The organism is Xylophilus sp. GOD-11R (genome assembly GCF_033546935.1).
In the GTDB taxonomy this organism is placed as follows: domain Bacteria; phylum Pseudomonadota; class Gammaproteobacteria; order Burkholderiales; family Burkholderiaceae_C; genus Xylophilus.
The window spans coordinates 4,142,875-4,158,318 of sequence record NZ_CP137854.1; the positions used below are offsets into that span (position 1 = coordinate 4,142,875).

General features: G+C 69.3%; 10 protein-coding genes. All 10 read right to left on the bottom strand.

Annotated elements, in window-relative coordinates:
* Positions 1-166 precede the first annotated feature (166 nt).
* On the bottom strand, positions 167-1,396 hold the full coding sequence (gene ftsA, locus R9X41_RS19090; RefSeq protein ID WP_318632018.1) for a cell division protein FtsA: 1,230 nt from the start codon (positions 1,394-1,396) through the stop codon (positions 167-169).
* A gap of 37 nt (positions 1,397-1,433) precedes the next feature.
* The gene (locus R9X41_RS19095; RefSeq protein ID WP_318632019.1) at positions 1,434-2,252 is read right to left on the bottom strand and encodes a cell division protein FtsQ/DivIB; all 819 of its coding nucleotides are present in this window, start codon (positions 2,250-2,252) and stop codon (positions 1,434-1,436) included.
* Entirely contained in the window at positions 2,249-3,298 is a 1,050-nt protein-coding gene (locus tag R9X41_RS19100; RefSeq protein WP_318632020.1) for a D-alanine--D-alanine ligase, read from the bottom strand. The genes R9X41_RS19095 and R9X41_RS19100 overlap by 4 nt, the downstream gene beginning before the upstream one ends.
* Entirely contained in the window at positions 3,295-4,740 is a 1,446-nt protein-coding gene (gene murC, locus R9X41_RS19105; RefSeq protein ID WP_318632021.1) for a UDP-N-acetylmuramate--L-alanine ligase, read from the bottom strand. Before murC ends, R9X41_RS19100 begins: the two co-directional genes overlap by 4 nt.
* A gap of 748 nt (positions 4,741-5,488) precedes the next feature.
* On the bottom strand, positions 5,489-6,550 hold the full coding sequence (gene murG, locus R9X41_RS19110; RefSeq protein WP_318635278.1) for an undecaprenyldiphospho-muramoylpentapeptide beta-N-acetylglucosaminyltransferase: 1,062 nt from the start codon (positions 6,548-6,550) through the stop codon (positions 5,489-5,491).
* 79 nt (positions 6,551-6,629) lie between these two features.
* Positions 6,630-7,910, bottom strand: a complete 1,281-nt coding sequence (ftsW, locus tag R9X41_RS19115) for a putative lipid II flippase FtsW (protein WP_318632022.1) — start codon at positions 7,908-7,910, stop codon at positions 6,630-6,632.
* Positions 7,907-9,589 carry a UDP-N-acetylmuramoyl-L-alanine--D-glutamate ligase gene (gene murD, locus R9X41_RS19120; RefSeq protein ID WP_318632023.1) on the bottom strand — a complete coding sequence of 561 codons (1,683 nt, stop codon included), beginning with the start codon at positions 9,587-9,589 and terminating at the stop codon, positions 7,907-7,909. Before murD ends, ftsW begins: the two co-directional genes overlap by 4 nt.
* A complete protein-coding gene (gene mraY / locus R9X41_RS19125) occupies positions 9,586-10,764 on the bottom strand; it encodes a phospho-N-acetylmuramoyl-pentapeptide-transferase (RefSeq protein WP_318632024.1) in 1,179 nt (392 codons plus the stop codon). Before mraY ends, murD begins: the two co-directional genes overlap by 4 nt.
* On the bottom strand, positions 10,758-13,688 hold the full coding sequence (gene murF, locus R9X41_RS19130; protein WP_318632025.1) for a bifunctional UDP-N-acetylmuramoyl-L-alanyl-D-glutamate--2,6-diaminopimelate ligase MurE/UDP-N-acetylmuramoyl-tripeptide--D-alanyl-D-alanine ligase MurF: 2,931 nt from the start codon (positions 13,686-13,688) through the stop codon (positions 10,758-10,760). Before murF ends, mraY begins: the two co-directional genes overlap by 7 nt.
* Complete coding sequence (locus tag R9X41_RS19135; RefSeq protein ID WP_318632026.1) at positions 13,688-15,442, bottom strand: peptidoglycan D,D-transpeptidase FtsI family protein; 1,755 nt, start codon at positions 15,440-15,442, stop codon at positions 13,688-13,690. Before R9X41_RS19135 ends, murF begins: the two co-directional genes overlap by 1 nt.
* Positions 15,443-15,444: the final 2 nt, after the last annotated feature.

Here is a 15,444-nt window from a genome sequence, read left to right on the forward strand (position 1 = left end):
CCGCGCCAGCCAAAGTCGGTAGCAAATCACGACCAGCCCCTCCCCACCCAAGGCGAGCGAAGCGAAGCCCGTTGGAGGACGCCGCCGGGCCGGCTCTGCCGGACGGCCAGCGTCGCCCCCGGGACGGGGGTAGGCGGCCACACGCAGTGGGCAAGCCTGGGGGTCATCAAAAGTTCCCGATGATGAAATCCTTGAAGCGCCCGAAGGCCGTCTTCACGGATCCGTGTTTCTGGGCCACCTTGAAGCCGCGCAGCCGCGCCAGCCGGGCCTCTTCCATGAGGCCCATCACGGTGGCGGCGCGCGGCTGGCTGACCATGTCGGCCAGCGCGCTGCGGTACTTGGGCACGCCCCGGCGCACCGGCTTCAGGAAGATGTCCTCACCCAGCTCGACCATGCCCGGCATGACCGCGCTGCCGCCGGTCAGCACGATGCCCGAGGACAGCATTTCCTCGTAGCCGGACTCGCGGATCACCTGCTGCACCAGCGAGAAGATCTCCTCGATGCGCGGCTCGATCACGCCAGCCAGCGCCTGCTTGCTCAGCATGCGCGGCCCCCGGTCGCCCAGGCCCGGCACTTCCACCTGCGCTTCCGGGTCGGCCAGCAACTGCTTGGCGAACCCGGCTTCGACCTTGATGTCCTCGGCGTCCTTGGTGGGCGTGCGCAGCGCCATCGCGATGTCGCTGGTGATCAGGTCGCCGGCGATCGGGATCACCGCCGTGTGGCGGATCGCGCCGTTGGTGAAGATGGCCACGTCGGTGGTGCCGGCGCCGATGTCGACTACCGCCACGCCGAGTTCGCGTTCGTCGTCGGTCAGCACCGCCTGGCTGCTGGCCAGCGGGTTGAGCATGAGTTGCTCCACGTCGAGGCCGCAGCGGCGCACGCACTTGATGATGTTCTCGGCCGCACTCTGCGCGCCGGTCACGATGTGCACCTTGGCTTCGAGCCGGATGCCGCTCATGCCGATGGGCTCGCGCACGTCCTGGCCGTCGATCACGAACTCCTGGGGCTCCACCAGCAGCAGGCGCTGGTCGGTGGAGATGTTGATCGCCTTGGCCGTCTCCACCACGCGGGCGACGTCGGCCGGGGTGACTTCCTTGTCCTTCACCGCAACCATGCCGCTGGAGTTGAGCCCGCGGATATGGCTGCCGGTGATGCCGGTGTAGACCCGGGTGATCTTGCAGTCGGCCATCAGCTCGGCCTCCTTCAGGGCCTGCTGGATGCTCTGCACGGTGGCGTCGATGTTGACCACCACGCCGCGCTTCAGGCCGTTGGACGGCGCCACGCCCAGGCCCGCCAGCTTGAGCTGGCCGTCGGGCAGCACCTCGGCCACCACCGCCATCACCTTGGCAGTACCGATGTCCAGGCCGACCACCAGGTCCTTGTACTCTTTAGCCATCAGTTGTTCCCTCGATCCTTGTTCGTTCTCATGGCGTTCAATCGATCGCCTTTACCGTGTTCTTGCGTGCCAGTGCGGCGGCCTGTTCCACCGTCATGGTGGTTACGCCGTTGAGCTTGATGGCGTAGCCGTCGGCATGGCGCAGGTCGGCCGAGATCAGCGCGTCCGGGCGGCGCCCGTACTTGGCGGTGACCTGGGTCAGCGTGCGGGTGAAGCGTTCGGTACGGGCCATCAGTTCGGCGACGCTGCCGCCGCCGAGCTCCACCGTCGGGCCGTCGTCCAGGATCACGCGCCAGCTGCCGCGGCCGGACATGGCCAGGTCGGTCACCGACATCTCGATGGCGCCGAACAGCGGCTGCAGCGCACGCTCCATCGCCAGCACCTCGGGCGCGTCGCCGTCCGGGCCGGACAGGCGCGGCAGGTCGTCGTTGTCGACATCGGCGACGTTGGCCTCGAAGACCTCGCCGAAGGTATTGACCATGGCCGAGCCCGACTCCGGGCCCCAGAAGGCCACCGCCACGTGCTCTTCGAGCGTGACGTGCAGGCGGTTGGGGAACTCGCGGCGCACGTCGGCGTGGCGGATCCAGGGCACGGCCTCGAAGGCCGCCCGTGCGGCGCCGAGGTTGACGGTGAAGAAGCTGCCTTCGAGCCGGTTGGCGACATTGGCGCGCAGCGTCACCGCGTTGTTGTGGGTGAGCTTGCCGTCGATGACGATGCCGCCCAGCGCGAACGCCGGGTTGCGCAGCGCCCACAGCCCGGCGGCCGCCAGCAGCATCGCCGCGCAGCCGGCGAACAGGACCGCGGCGGTCACGTTCATCAGCCGTACGTCGAAAGGTGCGGGCGAGACGTCGGTCACTCGGCGTTCTCCTGGCGGGTCTGCCGGTCTTCGCGTGCCACCACCTGGCGTTGCGCGGCGCTGTAGTCGAGGCTCGCGGTGGCCAGGATGCGCAGGCACAGCTCGTCGTACGGAATGCCGGCGCAGCGCGCGGACATCGGCACCAGCGAATGCGAGGTCATGCCCGGCGAGGTGTTCATCTCCAGCAGGAAAGGCTTGCGGTCGGCGGCGCGGATCATCAGGTCGGCGCGGCTCCAGCCCCGGCACCCCAGGGTGCGGTAGGCGGCCAGCACGATGCGCTGGATCTCCTGCTCCTCGGCCGGCGGCAGGCCGCTCGGGCAGAGGTACTGCACGTCGTCGGTGAAGTACTTGTTCTGATAGTCGTAGGCACCTTCGGGCGCGTGGATGCGGATCACCGGCAGCGCGACGGCGTCGGCGCCGCTGCCGAGCACCGGCACGGTGATCTCTTCGCCGGTGACGAACTCTTCGCAGAGCAGGTCGGGGTCGTAGCGGGTGGACAGCGCGGCGGCCTCGGCGAGCTGCGCCGCGTCGGTCACCTTGGTGACGCCGATGGAAGAGCCTTCGCGAGGCGGCTTCACGATCAGCGGCAGGCCGAGCTGTCCCACCACCGCCGCCACCTGCGCGGGGCTCTGCTGGTCAGGTGCCAGGCGCACGTAGCGCGGCGTCGGCAGGCCGTCGGCCAGCCAGACGCGCTTGGTGGTGACCTTGTCCATGGCGATGGCCGAGGCCATCACGCCCGGGCCGGTGTAGGGTATACCCATCAACTCCAGCGCGCCCTGCACCGTGCCGTCTTCGCCGAAGCGGCCGTGCAGCGCGATGAAGCAGCGGTCGAAGCCTTCGGTGCGCAGCTCCGACAGGTCGCGGGTGCCGGTGTCGAAGGCATAGGCGTCGACACCGCGCGAGCGCAGCGCCGCCAGCACGCCAGTGCCCGACATGAAGGAGATCTCGCGCTCGGCCGAGGCGCCACCCATCAGCACCGCCACCTTGCCGAAGGCGTCGGACGCGGGCAGCGTGGGCAGACGCGAGACGATGTCGTGCGGGCTCATGCCGTGGCTCCCGCACGAACGTCGCTGGCGGCGGGCGACGCGATGGCGCGCATCTCGGCGACCTTGGCCGGCACCGCGCCGATGGAGCCGGCGCCCATGCAGATCACCACGTCGCCGTCGCGCGTCTGGTCGGCGATGGCCTGCGGCATGGCGACGATGTCGTCGACGAAGACCGGCTCCACCTTGCCCGCCACCCGCAGTGCCCGCACCAGCGCCCGGCCGTCGGCCGCGACGATGGGCGCCTCGCCGGCGGCATACACCTCGGCCAGCAGCACGGTGGAGGCGTGCTCGCCGATCACCTTGACGAAATCCTCGAAGCAGTCGCGGGTGCGGCTGTAGCGGTGCGGCTGGAAGGCCAGCACGATGCGACGACCGGGGAACGCGCCCCGTGCCGCCGACAGGGTGGCGGCCATCTCGACCGGGTGGTGGCCGTAGTCGTCGATCAGCGTGAAGGTGCCGCCGTCGGCCGCGCGCAGTTCGCCATAACGCTGGAAGCGCCGGCCCACGCCGCGGAACTCCGACAGCGCCTGCAGCACGGCTTCGTCGGCGATGCCCAGCTCCACGCCCACGGCGATCGCCGACAGCGCGTTGAGCACGTTGTGGCGGCCGGCCAGGTTGAGGCTCACGTCCAGGTCGGGCAGCGTGACGCCGTTGCGGCGCTGCACGGTGAAGCGCATGCGGCCGCCTTCGGCGCGCACGTCGATCGCGCGCACCTGGGCGTCCTCGGAGAAGCCGTAGCTCGTCACCGGGCAGTTGACCTGCGGCAGGATCTCGCGAATGGCCGGATCGTCGGTGCAGAGGATGGCCACGCCGTAGAAGGGCATGCGGTGCAGGAAGTCGACGAAGGCGCCCTTGAGCCGGCTGAAGTCGTGGCCGTAGGTCTCCATGTGGTCGGCGTCGATGTTGGTGACGACCGCCATCACCGGCAGCAGGTTCAGGAAGGACGCGTCGGACTCGTCGGCCTCCACCACGATGTGGTCGCCGGTGCCGAGCTTGGCGTTGGCGCCGGCGCTGTTGAGCCGGCCGCCGATGACGAAGGTCGGGTCCAGGCCGGCGGCGGCGAGCACGCTGGTCACCAGGCTGGTGGTGGTGGTCTTGCCGTGGGTGCCGGCGATGGCGATGCCCTGCTTCAGGCGCATCAGCTCGGCCAGCATCATGGCCCTGGGAACGACCGGGATGCGTCTTGCCCTTGCTGCGATGACCTCGGGGTTGTCCTGGCGCACTGCCGTGGAGGTGACCACCGCGTCGGCGCCGTCGATGTTGAATTCGGCGTGGCCGATGTGGGTGGTGATGCCCAGGTCGGCGAGGCGGCGCAGGGTCGCGCTGTCGGAGAGGTCGGAGCCGGAGATGGCGTAGCCGAGGTTGAACAGCACCTCGGCGATGCCGCTCATGCCTGAGCCGCCCAGGCCTACGAAATGGATGTGGCGGATGGCGTGTTTCATGGGTTTTCTTGTTGTTTTGTTTGGCTTGGGACGCGGCTTTGGGCTGTGTCTTTTTCTTCTACTGTTCGTAGGGTGGAGCTGGGGGCTTGCGCGCCCCCAGACCCGCGGTAACTTTCTTTCTGCTGAAAGAAAGTCACCAAAGAAAAGCTTTTGAAGACGAGCTCGAGGCTCGGTCGGGCCATTGCTTCGCTCGGCCTGGGAAATGTGCCTTCGAACGCCCTGGCGGCAACAGTTTGGACAAGGGTCGATCCAGTGCCTGGGCCCCTGCTTCGCAGGGTCGGGGCTGAGAGGGTAAGGACAGGCGACCGCACTGAGCACAGTGAGGGGGCCGCGTGGGGTCGATCGCCATACACCTTCGCGGGCGCTGCTGACAGGTGTTGCCACCGTCCTTGTGGATGCGCGCGCGCCGTCCCCCGCCGAGCGCAGCGAAGGCTCGTGTGGGCCGAGCGAAGCAATGGCCCGGACCGGGGGTCCCCTCTGGGGGAGAGCGAGGAACGGAGGTTTTGCGGATTAGGGCTGGCGGCTGTCTGAGCGAAGCGAGTTCCGCCAGACCCCGCAAAACCGAGTACCGCAGCGTGCCCCGAAGGGGTCTCCCCCAGCGGGGTCGCCTTTCTTTGGTTACTTTCTTTGGCGAAGCAAAGAAAGTGACTCGCCCGCCGGGGCGAAATCCCGGCCTCTGCCCTCCGCAGGAGACACAGCCCCCGCAGCGGCAAACCCTCCAACAGCGATGAGCAAATGCGCCGGCTCATCAACCCACCTCCTCGCAGGCGGCGACAACGGCATCCACCGCATCGAACCGCGCCAAGCCCCGAGCCTTCTCAGCCCGAGCCAGCAGCTCACCCCGATCCACAGACCGCAGCAACGCTGCCAAGGACTCAGCCGTCAGCACCTTCTGCTGCACCACCCAGGCCGCCCCGGCATCCGCCAGAAACCGGGCATTCGTCGTCTGGTGGTCATCCACCGCAAACGGAAATGGCACAAAAACAGCAGCCGCCCCGACGGCGGCAATCTCGGTGACCGTACTGGCCCCCGCCCGCCCGACGATGAGATCGGCCTCGGCAAACGCCCGAGCCGTATCCTGGATGAACGGCGTCAATTCAGCCTCCACCCCCGCCCGCGCGTAGTTGGCCCGCAGCTCGGCGATCTGCTTCTCACCGCTCTGATGCGTCACCACAGGCCGCTCGCCGACGGGCAGCAAAGCCAACGCCGCCGGCACGATCTCGTTGAGCGCCTTGGCCCCGAGACTCCCCCCCACCACCAGCAAGCGCAGCGGCCCGCTGCGGCCAGCGAACCGCTCGGCGGGCGCAGGCACACCGACGAACTCGGCGCGCAGCGGGTTGCCCACCCATTCGCCCGTCTTGAACACGCCCGGAAACGCAGTGAAGGTGCGATCCGCGACCAGCGCCAGGATGCGGTTGACCAGCCCCGGCACCGAGTTCTGCTCGTGCAGCACCAGCGGCTTCCAGCACAGAATCGACATCAGCCCTGCCGGAAACGCGATGTACCCGCCCAGCCCCACGGCCACGTCGGGCTTCACCCGCCGCACCATGCGCAGGCTCTGCCAGAAGGCGCGCAGCAGCTTCAAGGGCAGCAACAGCAGGGTCAGGAAACCCTTGCCCCGCACCCCGCCGAAATCGATGGATTCGAAGGCAAACCCGCGCGGCGGCACCAGGCGCTGCTCCATGCTGTCGGGAGCGCCCACCCAGTGCACCGTCCAGCCGCGCGCACGCAGGGCTTCGGCCACTGCGATGCCGGGGAAGATGTGCCCCCCGGTGCCGCCGGCCATGACGAGTGCGGTCTTGCCCATCAGATGCGGCCTCCGCGCATGAGGGTCGCTGGCGCGACCCGCAGCGCTGCGCGCTGCACCCGGTTTTGAATAAACAGGATTCTCATACTCGGCCTCCGCGCATGAGAACCCTGTTTTCATAATCGATCCGCAGCACCAGCGCCACGGCAACGAGGTTCATCAGGATGGCCGAACCGCCATAACTCATGAAGGGCAGCGTCAGGCCCTTGGTCGGCAGCGCGCCCAGGTTCACGCCCATGTTGATGAAGGACTGAAAACCCACCCAGATGCCGATGCCCTGCGCCACCAGCCCGGCGAAGACGCGGTCGAGCGCGATGGCCTGGCGGCCGATGTGCATGATGCGGCGGGTCAGCCACAGGAACAGGCCGATGCAGATCAGCACGCCGACCATGCCGAATTCCTCGCCGATGACGGCCAGCAGAAAGTCGGTGTGCGCCTCGGGCAGCCAGTGCAGCTTTTCGACGCTGCCCCCCAGGCCCACCCCGAAGATCTCGCCGCGGCCGATGGCGATCAGCGAATGCGACAGCTGGTAGCCCTTGCCCAGGGTGAGTTTCTCGTCCCAGGGGTTGAGGTAGGCGAAGATCCGCTCGCGCCGCCACTCGCTCATCATGACCATCATGCCGAAGGCCACCAGCAGCACCGCGGCGATCAGGAAGAACATGCGGGCGTTGACGCCGCCCAAAAACAGGATGCCCATGGCGATGATCGCGATCACCATGAAGGCGCCCATGTCGGGCTCGGCCAGCAGGAACACGCCCACCAGCGCCACGGCCACGCCCATCGGCAGCACCGCGCGGAAGAAACGTTCCTTGACCTCCATCTTGCGCACCATGTAGTCCGCCGCGTAGATCACCACCGACAGCTTGGCGAGCTCGGAAGGTTGAAAGTTCATGACCCCCAGTGGAATCCAGCGGCGTGCGCCGTTGACGCTGCGGCCCACGTGCGGAACGAGCACCAGCACCAGCAGCACCAGCGAGAAGATGAACAGCGCCGGGGCGCAGCGTTCCCAGGTGCGGATCGGAATCTGGAAGGCCAGCACCGCCGCGACGAAACCCAGCACCAAGCCGACGACGTGCCGGGTGAGGAAGTAGGTCTGGCTGTAGCCCAGCTTGCCGAAGCGCGGGTTGTCCGGCATGGCGATGGAGGCGGAATAGACCATCACCAGGCCCCAGGCCAGCAGCGCGACGGTGACCCACAACAGCGCCTGGTCAAAGCCCATCAGGCGGGCCGGCGCGGTCTGGGTACGGGCGAATTCCTGCGAACCGATGCGCACCGGCAGCGCTTCGGTCGCCGCCTGGAACAGGCCGCTGAACCAGCCGCCGATGCGACCACGCAGGCCGACGTTTTCGGGTACGGCGCTCATTCGGCCTCCTCCGCGCCGGCGCCGGCACCGGCCAGTTGGCCGTCGGCGAGTTCGGCGACGGCTTCGCAGAAAACCTCGGCGCGGTGGTCGTAGCCTCGGAACATGTCGAAGCTGGCGCAGGCCGGCGACAGCAGCACCGCGTCGCCGGCATGGGCCAGACGGCTGGCGGTGGCCACGGCTTCGGGCAGGGTGGCGGCGTCGTGCAGGCCGACGCCGGTGTCGGCCAGCGCCTGCGCGATGACCGGTGCGTCGCGGCCGATCAGCACCACGGCGCGCGCATGGCGGGCGACGGGCGCGGCCAGCGGGCTGAAGTCCTGGTCCTTGCCGAGGCCGCCGAGAATCACCACGAGCCGACGCTCGGCACCCAGGCCCGCCAGCGCCGCCACGGTGGCGCCGACGTTGGTGCCCTTGCTGTCGTCGAAATATTCCACGCCGTCGATCACCGCGACCGATTCCACCCGATGCGGCTCGCCCCGGTATTCACGCAGGCCGTAGAGCATGGGCGCCAGCGCGCAGCCGCCGGCCTGGGCCAGCGCCAGCGCGGCCAGGGCGTTGACCGCGTTGTGCCGGCCGCGAATGCGCAGGGCGTCGGCCGGCATCAGGCGCTGGATGTGCAGGTCTTCTTCTTCGGCGCCGCGCTTGCGGCGGGTCTCGTCGGCTTCCTGGGCGCGCACCAGCCAGGCCATGCCGTTGACGACCTCGATGCCGAAGTCGCCGGGCCGGCGCGGCATGTCGCCGCCGAAGGTGACGTGGGCGCGCTGGCGCGGCTTCTGCAGCCGCACCTTGACCGGTGGCGGCAGCATGCCCATCACGACCTCGTCCTCGCGGTTGAGCACCATCAGGCCGCGCTCGCCGAACACGCGCGCCTTGGCCGCCACGTAGTTCGGCATGCCGCCGTGCCAGTCGAGGTGGTCCTGGCTGATGTTGAGCACGGTGGCGGCGGTGGGCTCGAAGCCGGTCGCCGTGTCGAGCTGGAAGCTGGAGAGCTCCAGCACCCAGACCTGCGGCAGCGTGCCGGCGTCCAGGTGCTGCGAAAGCGTGTCGAGCAGGGTCGGGCCGATGTTGCCGGCCACGGCCACGGTCTTGCCGGCGCGCTCGACCAGCTGGCCGGTGAGCGCGGTGACGGTGGTCTTGCCGTTGGTGCCGGTGATGGCCAGCACGGCCGGGCGATAGCGGGTGTCGGCGGGTCCGGCATCCGGCGTTTCGTCCACCGGCACGAGAGGCAACGCATCGGCCGGGCGATCGTCATCTTGATCGGCTTCGTCGGGCAGGTCGACCGGTTCCGGCTCGTCGATTTCGTCTTCGGCTTCCGGCAGAACGGCCTCGACATCGGAGCCGCGCAGGTCGGCCAGCGCCAGCGCGAACAGGCCGAGCTCGCCGCTGACCGGCAGGCCGATGGCACGTGCCGCGTCGACCACCGGAGCCGTCTGCGCCGGCGCCAGGCCGGGCGACAGGTACACCGCCCGCACCACACCACCTTGCACCAGCGCTTCGGAAAAGTCGCCAGCGACGAAAGTGGCGTCCGGCACCTCGGCCCGCAGCGCGGCCAGTTGCGGCGGCGCCTCGCGCGTATCGGCCACCGTGACCCGCGCCCCGTGGCGCGCGCACCAGCGCGCCATGGCCAGGCCCGAGGCACCCAGGCCCAGGACCAGCACGGGGAGATCGGCGAGGTGTCTCATCGCAATTTAAGCGTGGTGAGGCCGACGAGACACAGCAGCATCGTCAGGATCCAGAAGCGGACCACGACCTGCGTTTCCTTCCAGCCCTTCTTCTCGAAGTGGTGGTGCAGCGGCGCCATCAGGAACAGCCGGCGGCCGGCGCCGAAGCGCTTCTTGGTGATCTTGAACCACACCACCTGCAGCATTACCGACAGGGCTTCGGCGACGAACACGCCACCCATGATGGCCAGCACGATTTCCTGCCGCACGATGACCGCGACCGTGCCGAGCGCAGCGCCCAGCGCCAGCGCGCCGACGTCGCCCATGAAGACCTGCGCCGGGTGCGCGTTGAACCACAGAAAAGCCAGACCCGCGCCGGCCATGGCCGAGCAGAACACCAGCAGTTCGCCCGAGCCCGGGATGTGCGGAAACAGCAGGTACTTCGACAGCGAGGCGTTGCCGACGATGTAGGCGAAGATGCCCAGCGCCGAGCCCACCATCACCACCGGCATGATGGCCAGGCCGTCGAGGCCGTCGGTCATGTTGACCGCGTTGCTGGAGCCGACGATGACCAGGTAGGTCAGGATCACGAAGCCGAAGACGCCCAGCGGATAGCTCACCGACTTGAAGAAGGGCACCAGCAGGCCGGCCTTGGGTGGCAGGTCGACGTCGAAGCCCGACTGCACCCAGGTCGCCACCAGCTGCAGCACCTTCCAGTTGGACGATTCGGAAATGCTGAACACCAGATAAAGCGCGGCCAGCAGGCCGATGGCCGACTGCCACAGGTACTTCTCGCGCGAGCGCATGCCTTCCGGATCCTTGCGCACCACCTTGCGCCAGTCGTCGGCCCAGCCGATGGCGCCGAAGCCGCCGGTGACCAGCATCACGATCCAGACGAAGCGGTTGGAGAGGTCGGACCAGAGCAGGGTCGACACCGCGATGGCCAGCAGGATCAGCACGCCGCCCATGGTGGGCGTGCCGCTCTTGACCAGGTGCGTCTGCATGCCGTAGCCACGCACCGGCTGACCGATCTTGAGCGCCGTGAGGCGGCGGATCACGAAGGGGCCGGACAGCAGCGCGATCAGCAGCGCGGTCATGGCGGCCATCACCGCACGGAAAGTGAGGTACTGGAACACGCGCAGCGGCCCGAATTCGGGCGACAGCGTCTGCAGCCACTGGGCCAGGTTCATCAGCATGCGGATGCCCCCTGCGCGCCGGCCGCGGCCTGCGCTTCGATGGCCTGCACCGCGCGTTCCATCTGCATGAAGCGCGAGCCCTTCACCAGCACGCTGGCCGTCTGCGGCAGCACCGCCAGCACGGCCGCTTCGAGCGCGGCGTAGGAGTCGAAATGCCGTGCCGCACCGCCCACCGAGGCGCACAGCGCGCCCAGGGTGTAGACGGTCTCGATGCCACGAGCCGCCGCGTGGGCACCGGCTTCGGCGTGGAAGGCCGGCCCCTGGTCGCCGACCTCGCCCATGTCGCCCAGCACCAGCAGGCGCGGGCCGGGCAGCGAGGCCAGCACGTCGATGGCTGCGCGCACCGAATCCGGATTGGCGTTGTAGCTGTCGTCGATCAGGGTCAGCGGCTTGCCGGCCAGCGTGAGCTGCACCGCACGCGAACGACCCTTCACCGGCTGGAAAGCCGCCAGGCCGGCGGCGACGTCCTGCGGCGACACGCCGGCCGCCAGCGCACACGCCGACGCGGCCAGGGCGTTGAGCAGGTTGTGCCGGCCGGCCACCGCCAGGCGGAAGGCGATGTCGCCCGAAGGCGTGGCGGCCGTCACGGCCCAGGCATCACCCAGCCAGTCGGCCGAGCGCAGCCAGAGATCGGCACCATCGGCCGCCGTCTCGGCGAAGGTCAGGCAGGTGCGCTGGCCGGCGAGCGAGCGCCACAGCGGCGTGAATTCGTCGCCGGCGGGCAACACGGCGCAGCCGCTGTCCGGCAGCGAGGAGAGAACACTGCCGTTCTCATGCGCCACCGCTTCCACCGTGTGCATGAACTCCTGGTGCTCGCGCTGGGCGTTGTTCACCAGGGCCACCGTGGGCTGGGCGATGTGGGCCAGCACGGCGATTTCGCCGGGGTGGTTCATGCCCAGCTCGACCACGCCGGCGCGGTGGTGTTCGCGCAGGCGCAGCAGGGTCAGCGGCACGCCGATGTCGTTGTTGAAATTGCCCTGGGTGGCGAAGGCGTCGTCGCCGTGCGCGGCCCGCAGGATGCTGGCCACCATCTGGGTGACCGTGGTCTTGCCGTTGCTGCCGGTGACCGCGACCAGCGGCAGGGCGAAGCGCTGGCGCCAGCCGGCGGCCAGTGCGGCCAGCGCGGCGCGGCTGTCGGGCACTTCGATGCCCTGCAGGCCGGCGGCTTCCAGGCCGCCGTGGGCGATGGCCGCCACGGCGCCGCTGGCGCGGGCGTCGGCCAGGAAATCGTTGGCGTCGTAACGCTCGCCACGCAGGGCCACGAACAGATCGCCGGGCTGCAGCGTGCGGGTGTCGGTATGAATGCGCGCGATGGGCAGCTCGCCGTTGCCGACCAGGCGGGTGCCGCCGGTCCAGGCAAAGGCCTGCTGCAGGGTCATCATGGAACGGGAAAGGGTCATGGAATTCGGTGAAGGGGTGGCCGACGGCGGCAAACGGGAGGCGGCGCGGCGATCCAGCGCGGCCTCGACCTGTTCGCGGTCGGAGAACGGAAGCCGCCGTCCGGCGACTTCCTGGTAGGTTTCGTGGCCCTTGCCGGCGACCAGCACCACGTCTTGTGGACGGGCCTCGTCGATGGCGGCGGCGATGGCCACCGCGCGGTCGATCTCGATGCGGCTCGCCGTGCCGGCAGGCAGGCCGGCACCGGCTTGCGCCAGGATGGCGGCCGGGTCTTCGTGGCGCGGGTTGTCGCTGGTGAGCCAGACGATGTCGGCGCCGCGCGCGGCAATGGCTGCCATGGCCGGACGCTTGGCCTGGTCGCGCCCGCCACCGCAGCCGAACAGGCAGACCAGACGGCCGCCGCGCGCCAGGGCCACCGGGCGCAATGCGGCCAGGGCCTTGTCGAGCGCGTCGGGCGTGTGCGCGTAGTCGACCGCCACCAGCGGCTGGCCGGCACGCGCCACGCGCTCCATGCGGCCGGGCACCGGCAGCAGACCGGCACAGGCGGCGACCGCGTCGGTGAGCGAAATGCCCAGCGCCCGCAGGCCGCCGATGACGGCCAGCAGGTTGGCGACGTTGTACTGGCCGATGGCGCCCGAGCACAGCACATGGCGCTCGTCGGCTTCGACCACGGTGAAACCCAGGCCGTCGTCGCCGTGGCCGATGGCTTCGGCGCGCAGCCGGGCCGCCGGATGGCCATCGGCGGAATAGGTCCAGCGATCCAGCGAAAGGCGCGCGGCCAGCGCGGCGCCCTGCGCGTCGTCGATGTTGATCACCGCCGCCTGCAGGCCGGGCCAGTCGAACAGCGCCGACTTGGCGGCCCAATAGGCGGCCATGTCGCCGTGGTAGTCGAGGTGGTCCTGGGTGAAATTGGTGAACAGCGCGACGCGGATGCGGCTGCCGTCGAGCCGGCGCTCGGCCACGCCGATGGACGAGGCCTCGATGGCGCAGGCCGCCATGCCGCCGTCGACGAAATCGCGGAAAACGCGTTGCAGCAGCACCGGGTCGGGCGTGGTCAGGCCGTTGGCGACGACGTCCGGCGGCACGCCCGTGCCGAGCGTGCCGACCAGGCCGCATCGGCGGCCGACCCGGCCCAGCGCCTGCGCCAGCCACCAGGCGGTGGTGGTCTTGCCGTTGGTGCCGGTGACGGCCAGCACGTCGAGCTGCGTGGTCGGTGCGGCGAACCATTCGGCTGCGATGAGGCCAGTGGCCGCCTTCAGGCCAGCGCAGGCCGCCACGGGCCGGTCGCCGAAGTCGAAGGCCTCGACACCCGACTGCTCGACCAGGCAGGCCGCCGCGCCACGCGCGAACGCGTCGGCCACGAAGGCCCGGCCGTCGACCGCTGCGCCCGGCCAGGCGATGAAACCGTCGCCTGGCTGCACTTCGCGGCTGTCGATGCGCAAGGTGCCGCCCACGCGCGCGCGCAGCCAACGCACTGCGTCGGGCGCAGTGGCGAGCAGCACGGGAGAGGCGTCGGCGGCGACCATCAGAAGGACTCCTCGACTTCCTTGGCCATGACCTGCGGCTTGACGCTCAGGTCGGGCTGCACGCCCATGATGCGCAGGGTCTGCGACACCACCTCGCTGAAGACAGGGCCGGCCACGGTGCCGCCGAAGTAGCTGCCGGCGGTGGGCTCGTCGATCATCACGGCCACGACGATGCGCGGCTTGTCGATCGGCGCGATGCCGTTGAACCACGACCGATATTTGTGCGACGCGTAGCCCCGGCCTTCCTGCTTGTGGGCGGTACCGGACTTGCCGCCGACCGAGTAACCCATGGTCTGCGCCTTGGGCGCGGTGCCGCCTGGGCCGGCGGCCAGCTGCAGCATGTGGCGCACGGCGGCGGAATTCTTCGACGAGAACACACGGGTACCCACGGCCGGCTGGTCGCTCTTGAGGATGGTGGCCGGGATCAGGTTGCCGTCGTGCGCGAAGGTGGTGTAAGCGTGCGCCATCTGGAAGAGCGACGCCGACAGACCGTAGCCGTAGGACATGGTGGCCTGCTCCACCGGACGCCAGGTCTTCCAGGGCCGCAGCCGGCCAGTGACCGCGCCGGGAAAGGTGAGCTGCGGCTTCTGGCCGAAACCCATGGCGCTGAAGCTGTCCCACATTTCGTGCGCCGTCATGCGCTGCGAGATCTTGGTGGCACCGACGTTGCTCGACTTCTGGATGACGCCCTCGACCGTCTGCAGGCCGTAGTTGTGGGTGTCGGTGATGGTCGAGCCGGTGATGGTGATGCGACCCGGCGAGGTGTCGATCATGGTCTGCGGCGTGACCCGGCCAAGCTCCAGCGCCGTGGCGACGGTGATCGGCTTCATCGTGGAGCCGGGCTCGAAGGTGTCGGTGAGCGCGCGATTGCGCAGCTGCTCGCCCGAGAGATGCTGGCGGTTGCCAGGGTCGTAGCTCGGGTAGTTGGCCAGCGCCAGGATTTCGCCGGTCACCGAGTCGAGCACCACCACGCTGCCGGCCTTGGCCTTGTGCAGCATGACCGCGTCGCGCAACTTCTGGTAGGCGAAGAACTGCACCTTGCTGTCGATGGAGAGCTGGATGTCCTTGCCGTCGACCGGCGGCACCGCATCGCCCACGCCCTCGACCGCGCGGCCCAGGCGGTCCTTGATGACGCGGCGCGAGCCGGACTTGCCGGCGAGGTCGTTGTTGAAGGCCAGCTCGATGCCTTCCTGGCCCTTGTCCTCGACGTTGGTGAAGCCCACGATGTGCGCGGCCGCCTCGCCCTCGGGATACTGGCGCTTGTATTCCTTGCGCTGGTAGATGCCCTTGATGTCGAGCGCGGCGATCTGCTTGGCGATGGGTTCGTCGACCTGGCGCTGGATCCAGACGAAGGTTTTGTCCTCGTCGGCGAGCTTCTTGCCCAGCGCCGCCGGCGTCATGCCGAGCAGCTTGGCCAGGGTCTTGAGCTTGGCGGCGACGGCCGGGTCGTCCTTGTCGACGTCCTCGGGAATCGCCCAGATGCTGGGCGCGATCACGCTCGAAGCCAGCAGCAGGCCGTTGCGGTCGAGGATGCGGCCGCGGTTGGCCGGCAGCTCCAGCGTGCGGGCGAAGCGCACCAGCCCCTGCCGCTGGAAGAAGGCGTTGCCGATGACCTGCACATACAGCGCGCGGCCCGCCAGCGCCACGAAGCCGAGCGCGATGCAGGCCACGATGAACTTGCTGCGCCAGACCGGGGTCTTGCTGGCGAGCAGCGGGCTGGAGGCGTACTGGACGCTGCGGCTGCCTCTGCTCATGT

Excerpts from the sequence above, each read along its gene's own strand:
- ftsA (WP_318632018.1), bottom strand. The coding sequence starts at position 1,396 with ATGGCTAAAGAGTACAAGGACCTGGTGGTCGGCCTGGACATCGGTACT.
- R9X41_RS19100 (WP_318632020.1), bottom strand. The coding sequence starts at position 3,298 with ATGAGCCCGCACGACATCGTCTCGCGTCTGCCCACGCTGCCCGCGTCC.
- murC (WP_318632021.1), bottom strand. The coding sequence starts at position 4,740 with ATGAAACACGCCATCCGCCACATCCATTTCGTAGGCCTGGGCGGCTCA.
- ftsW (WP_318632022.1), bottom strand. The coding sequence starts at position 7,910 with ATGAGCGCCGTACCCGAAAACGTCGGCCTGCGTGGTCGCATCGGCGGC.
- murD (WP_318632023.1), bottom strand. The coding sequence starts at position 9,589 with ATGAGACACCTCGCCGATCTCCCCGTGCTGGTCCTGGGCCTGGGTGCC.
- mraY (WP_318632024.1), bottom strand. The coding sequence starts at position 10,764 with ATGCTGATGAACCTGGCCCAGTGGCTGCAGACGCTGTCGCCCGAATTC.
- murF (WP_318632025.1), bottom strand. The coding sequence starts at position 13,688 with ATGGTCGCCGCCGACGCCTCTCCCGTGCTGCTCGCCACTGCGCCCGAC.
- R9X41_RS19135 (WP_318632026.1), bottom strand. The coding sequence starts at position 15,442 with ATGAGCAGAGGCAGCCGCAGCGTCCAGTACGCCTCCAGCCCGCTGCTC.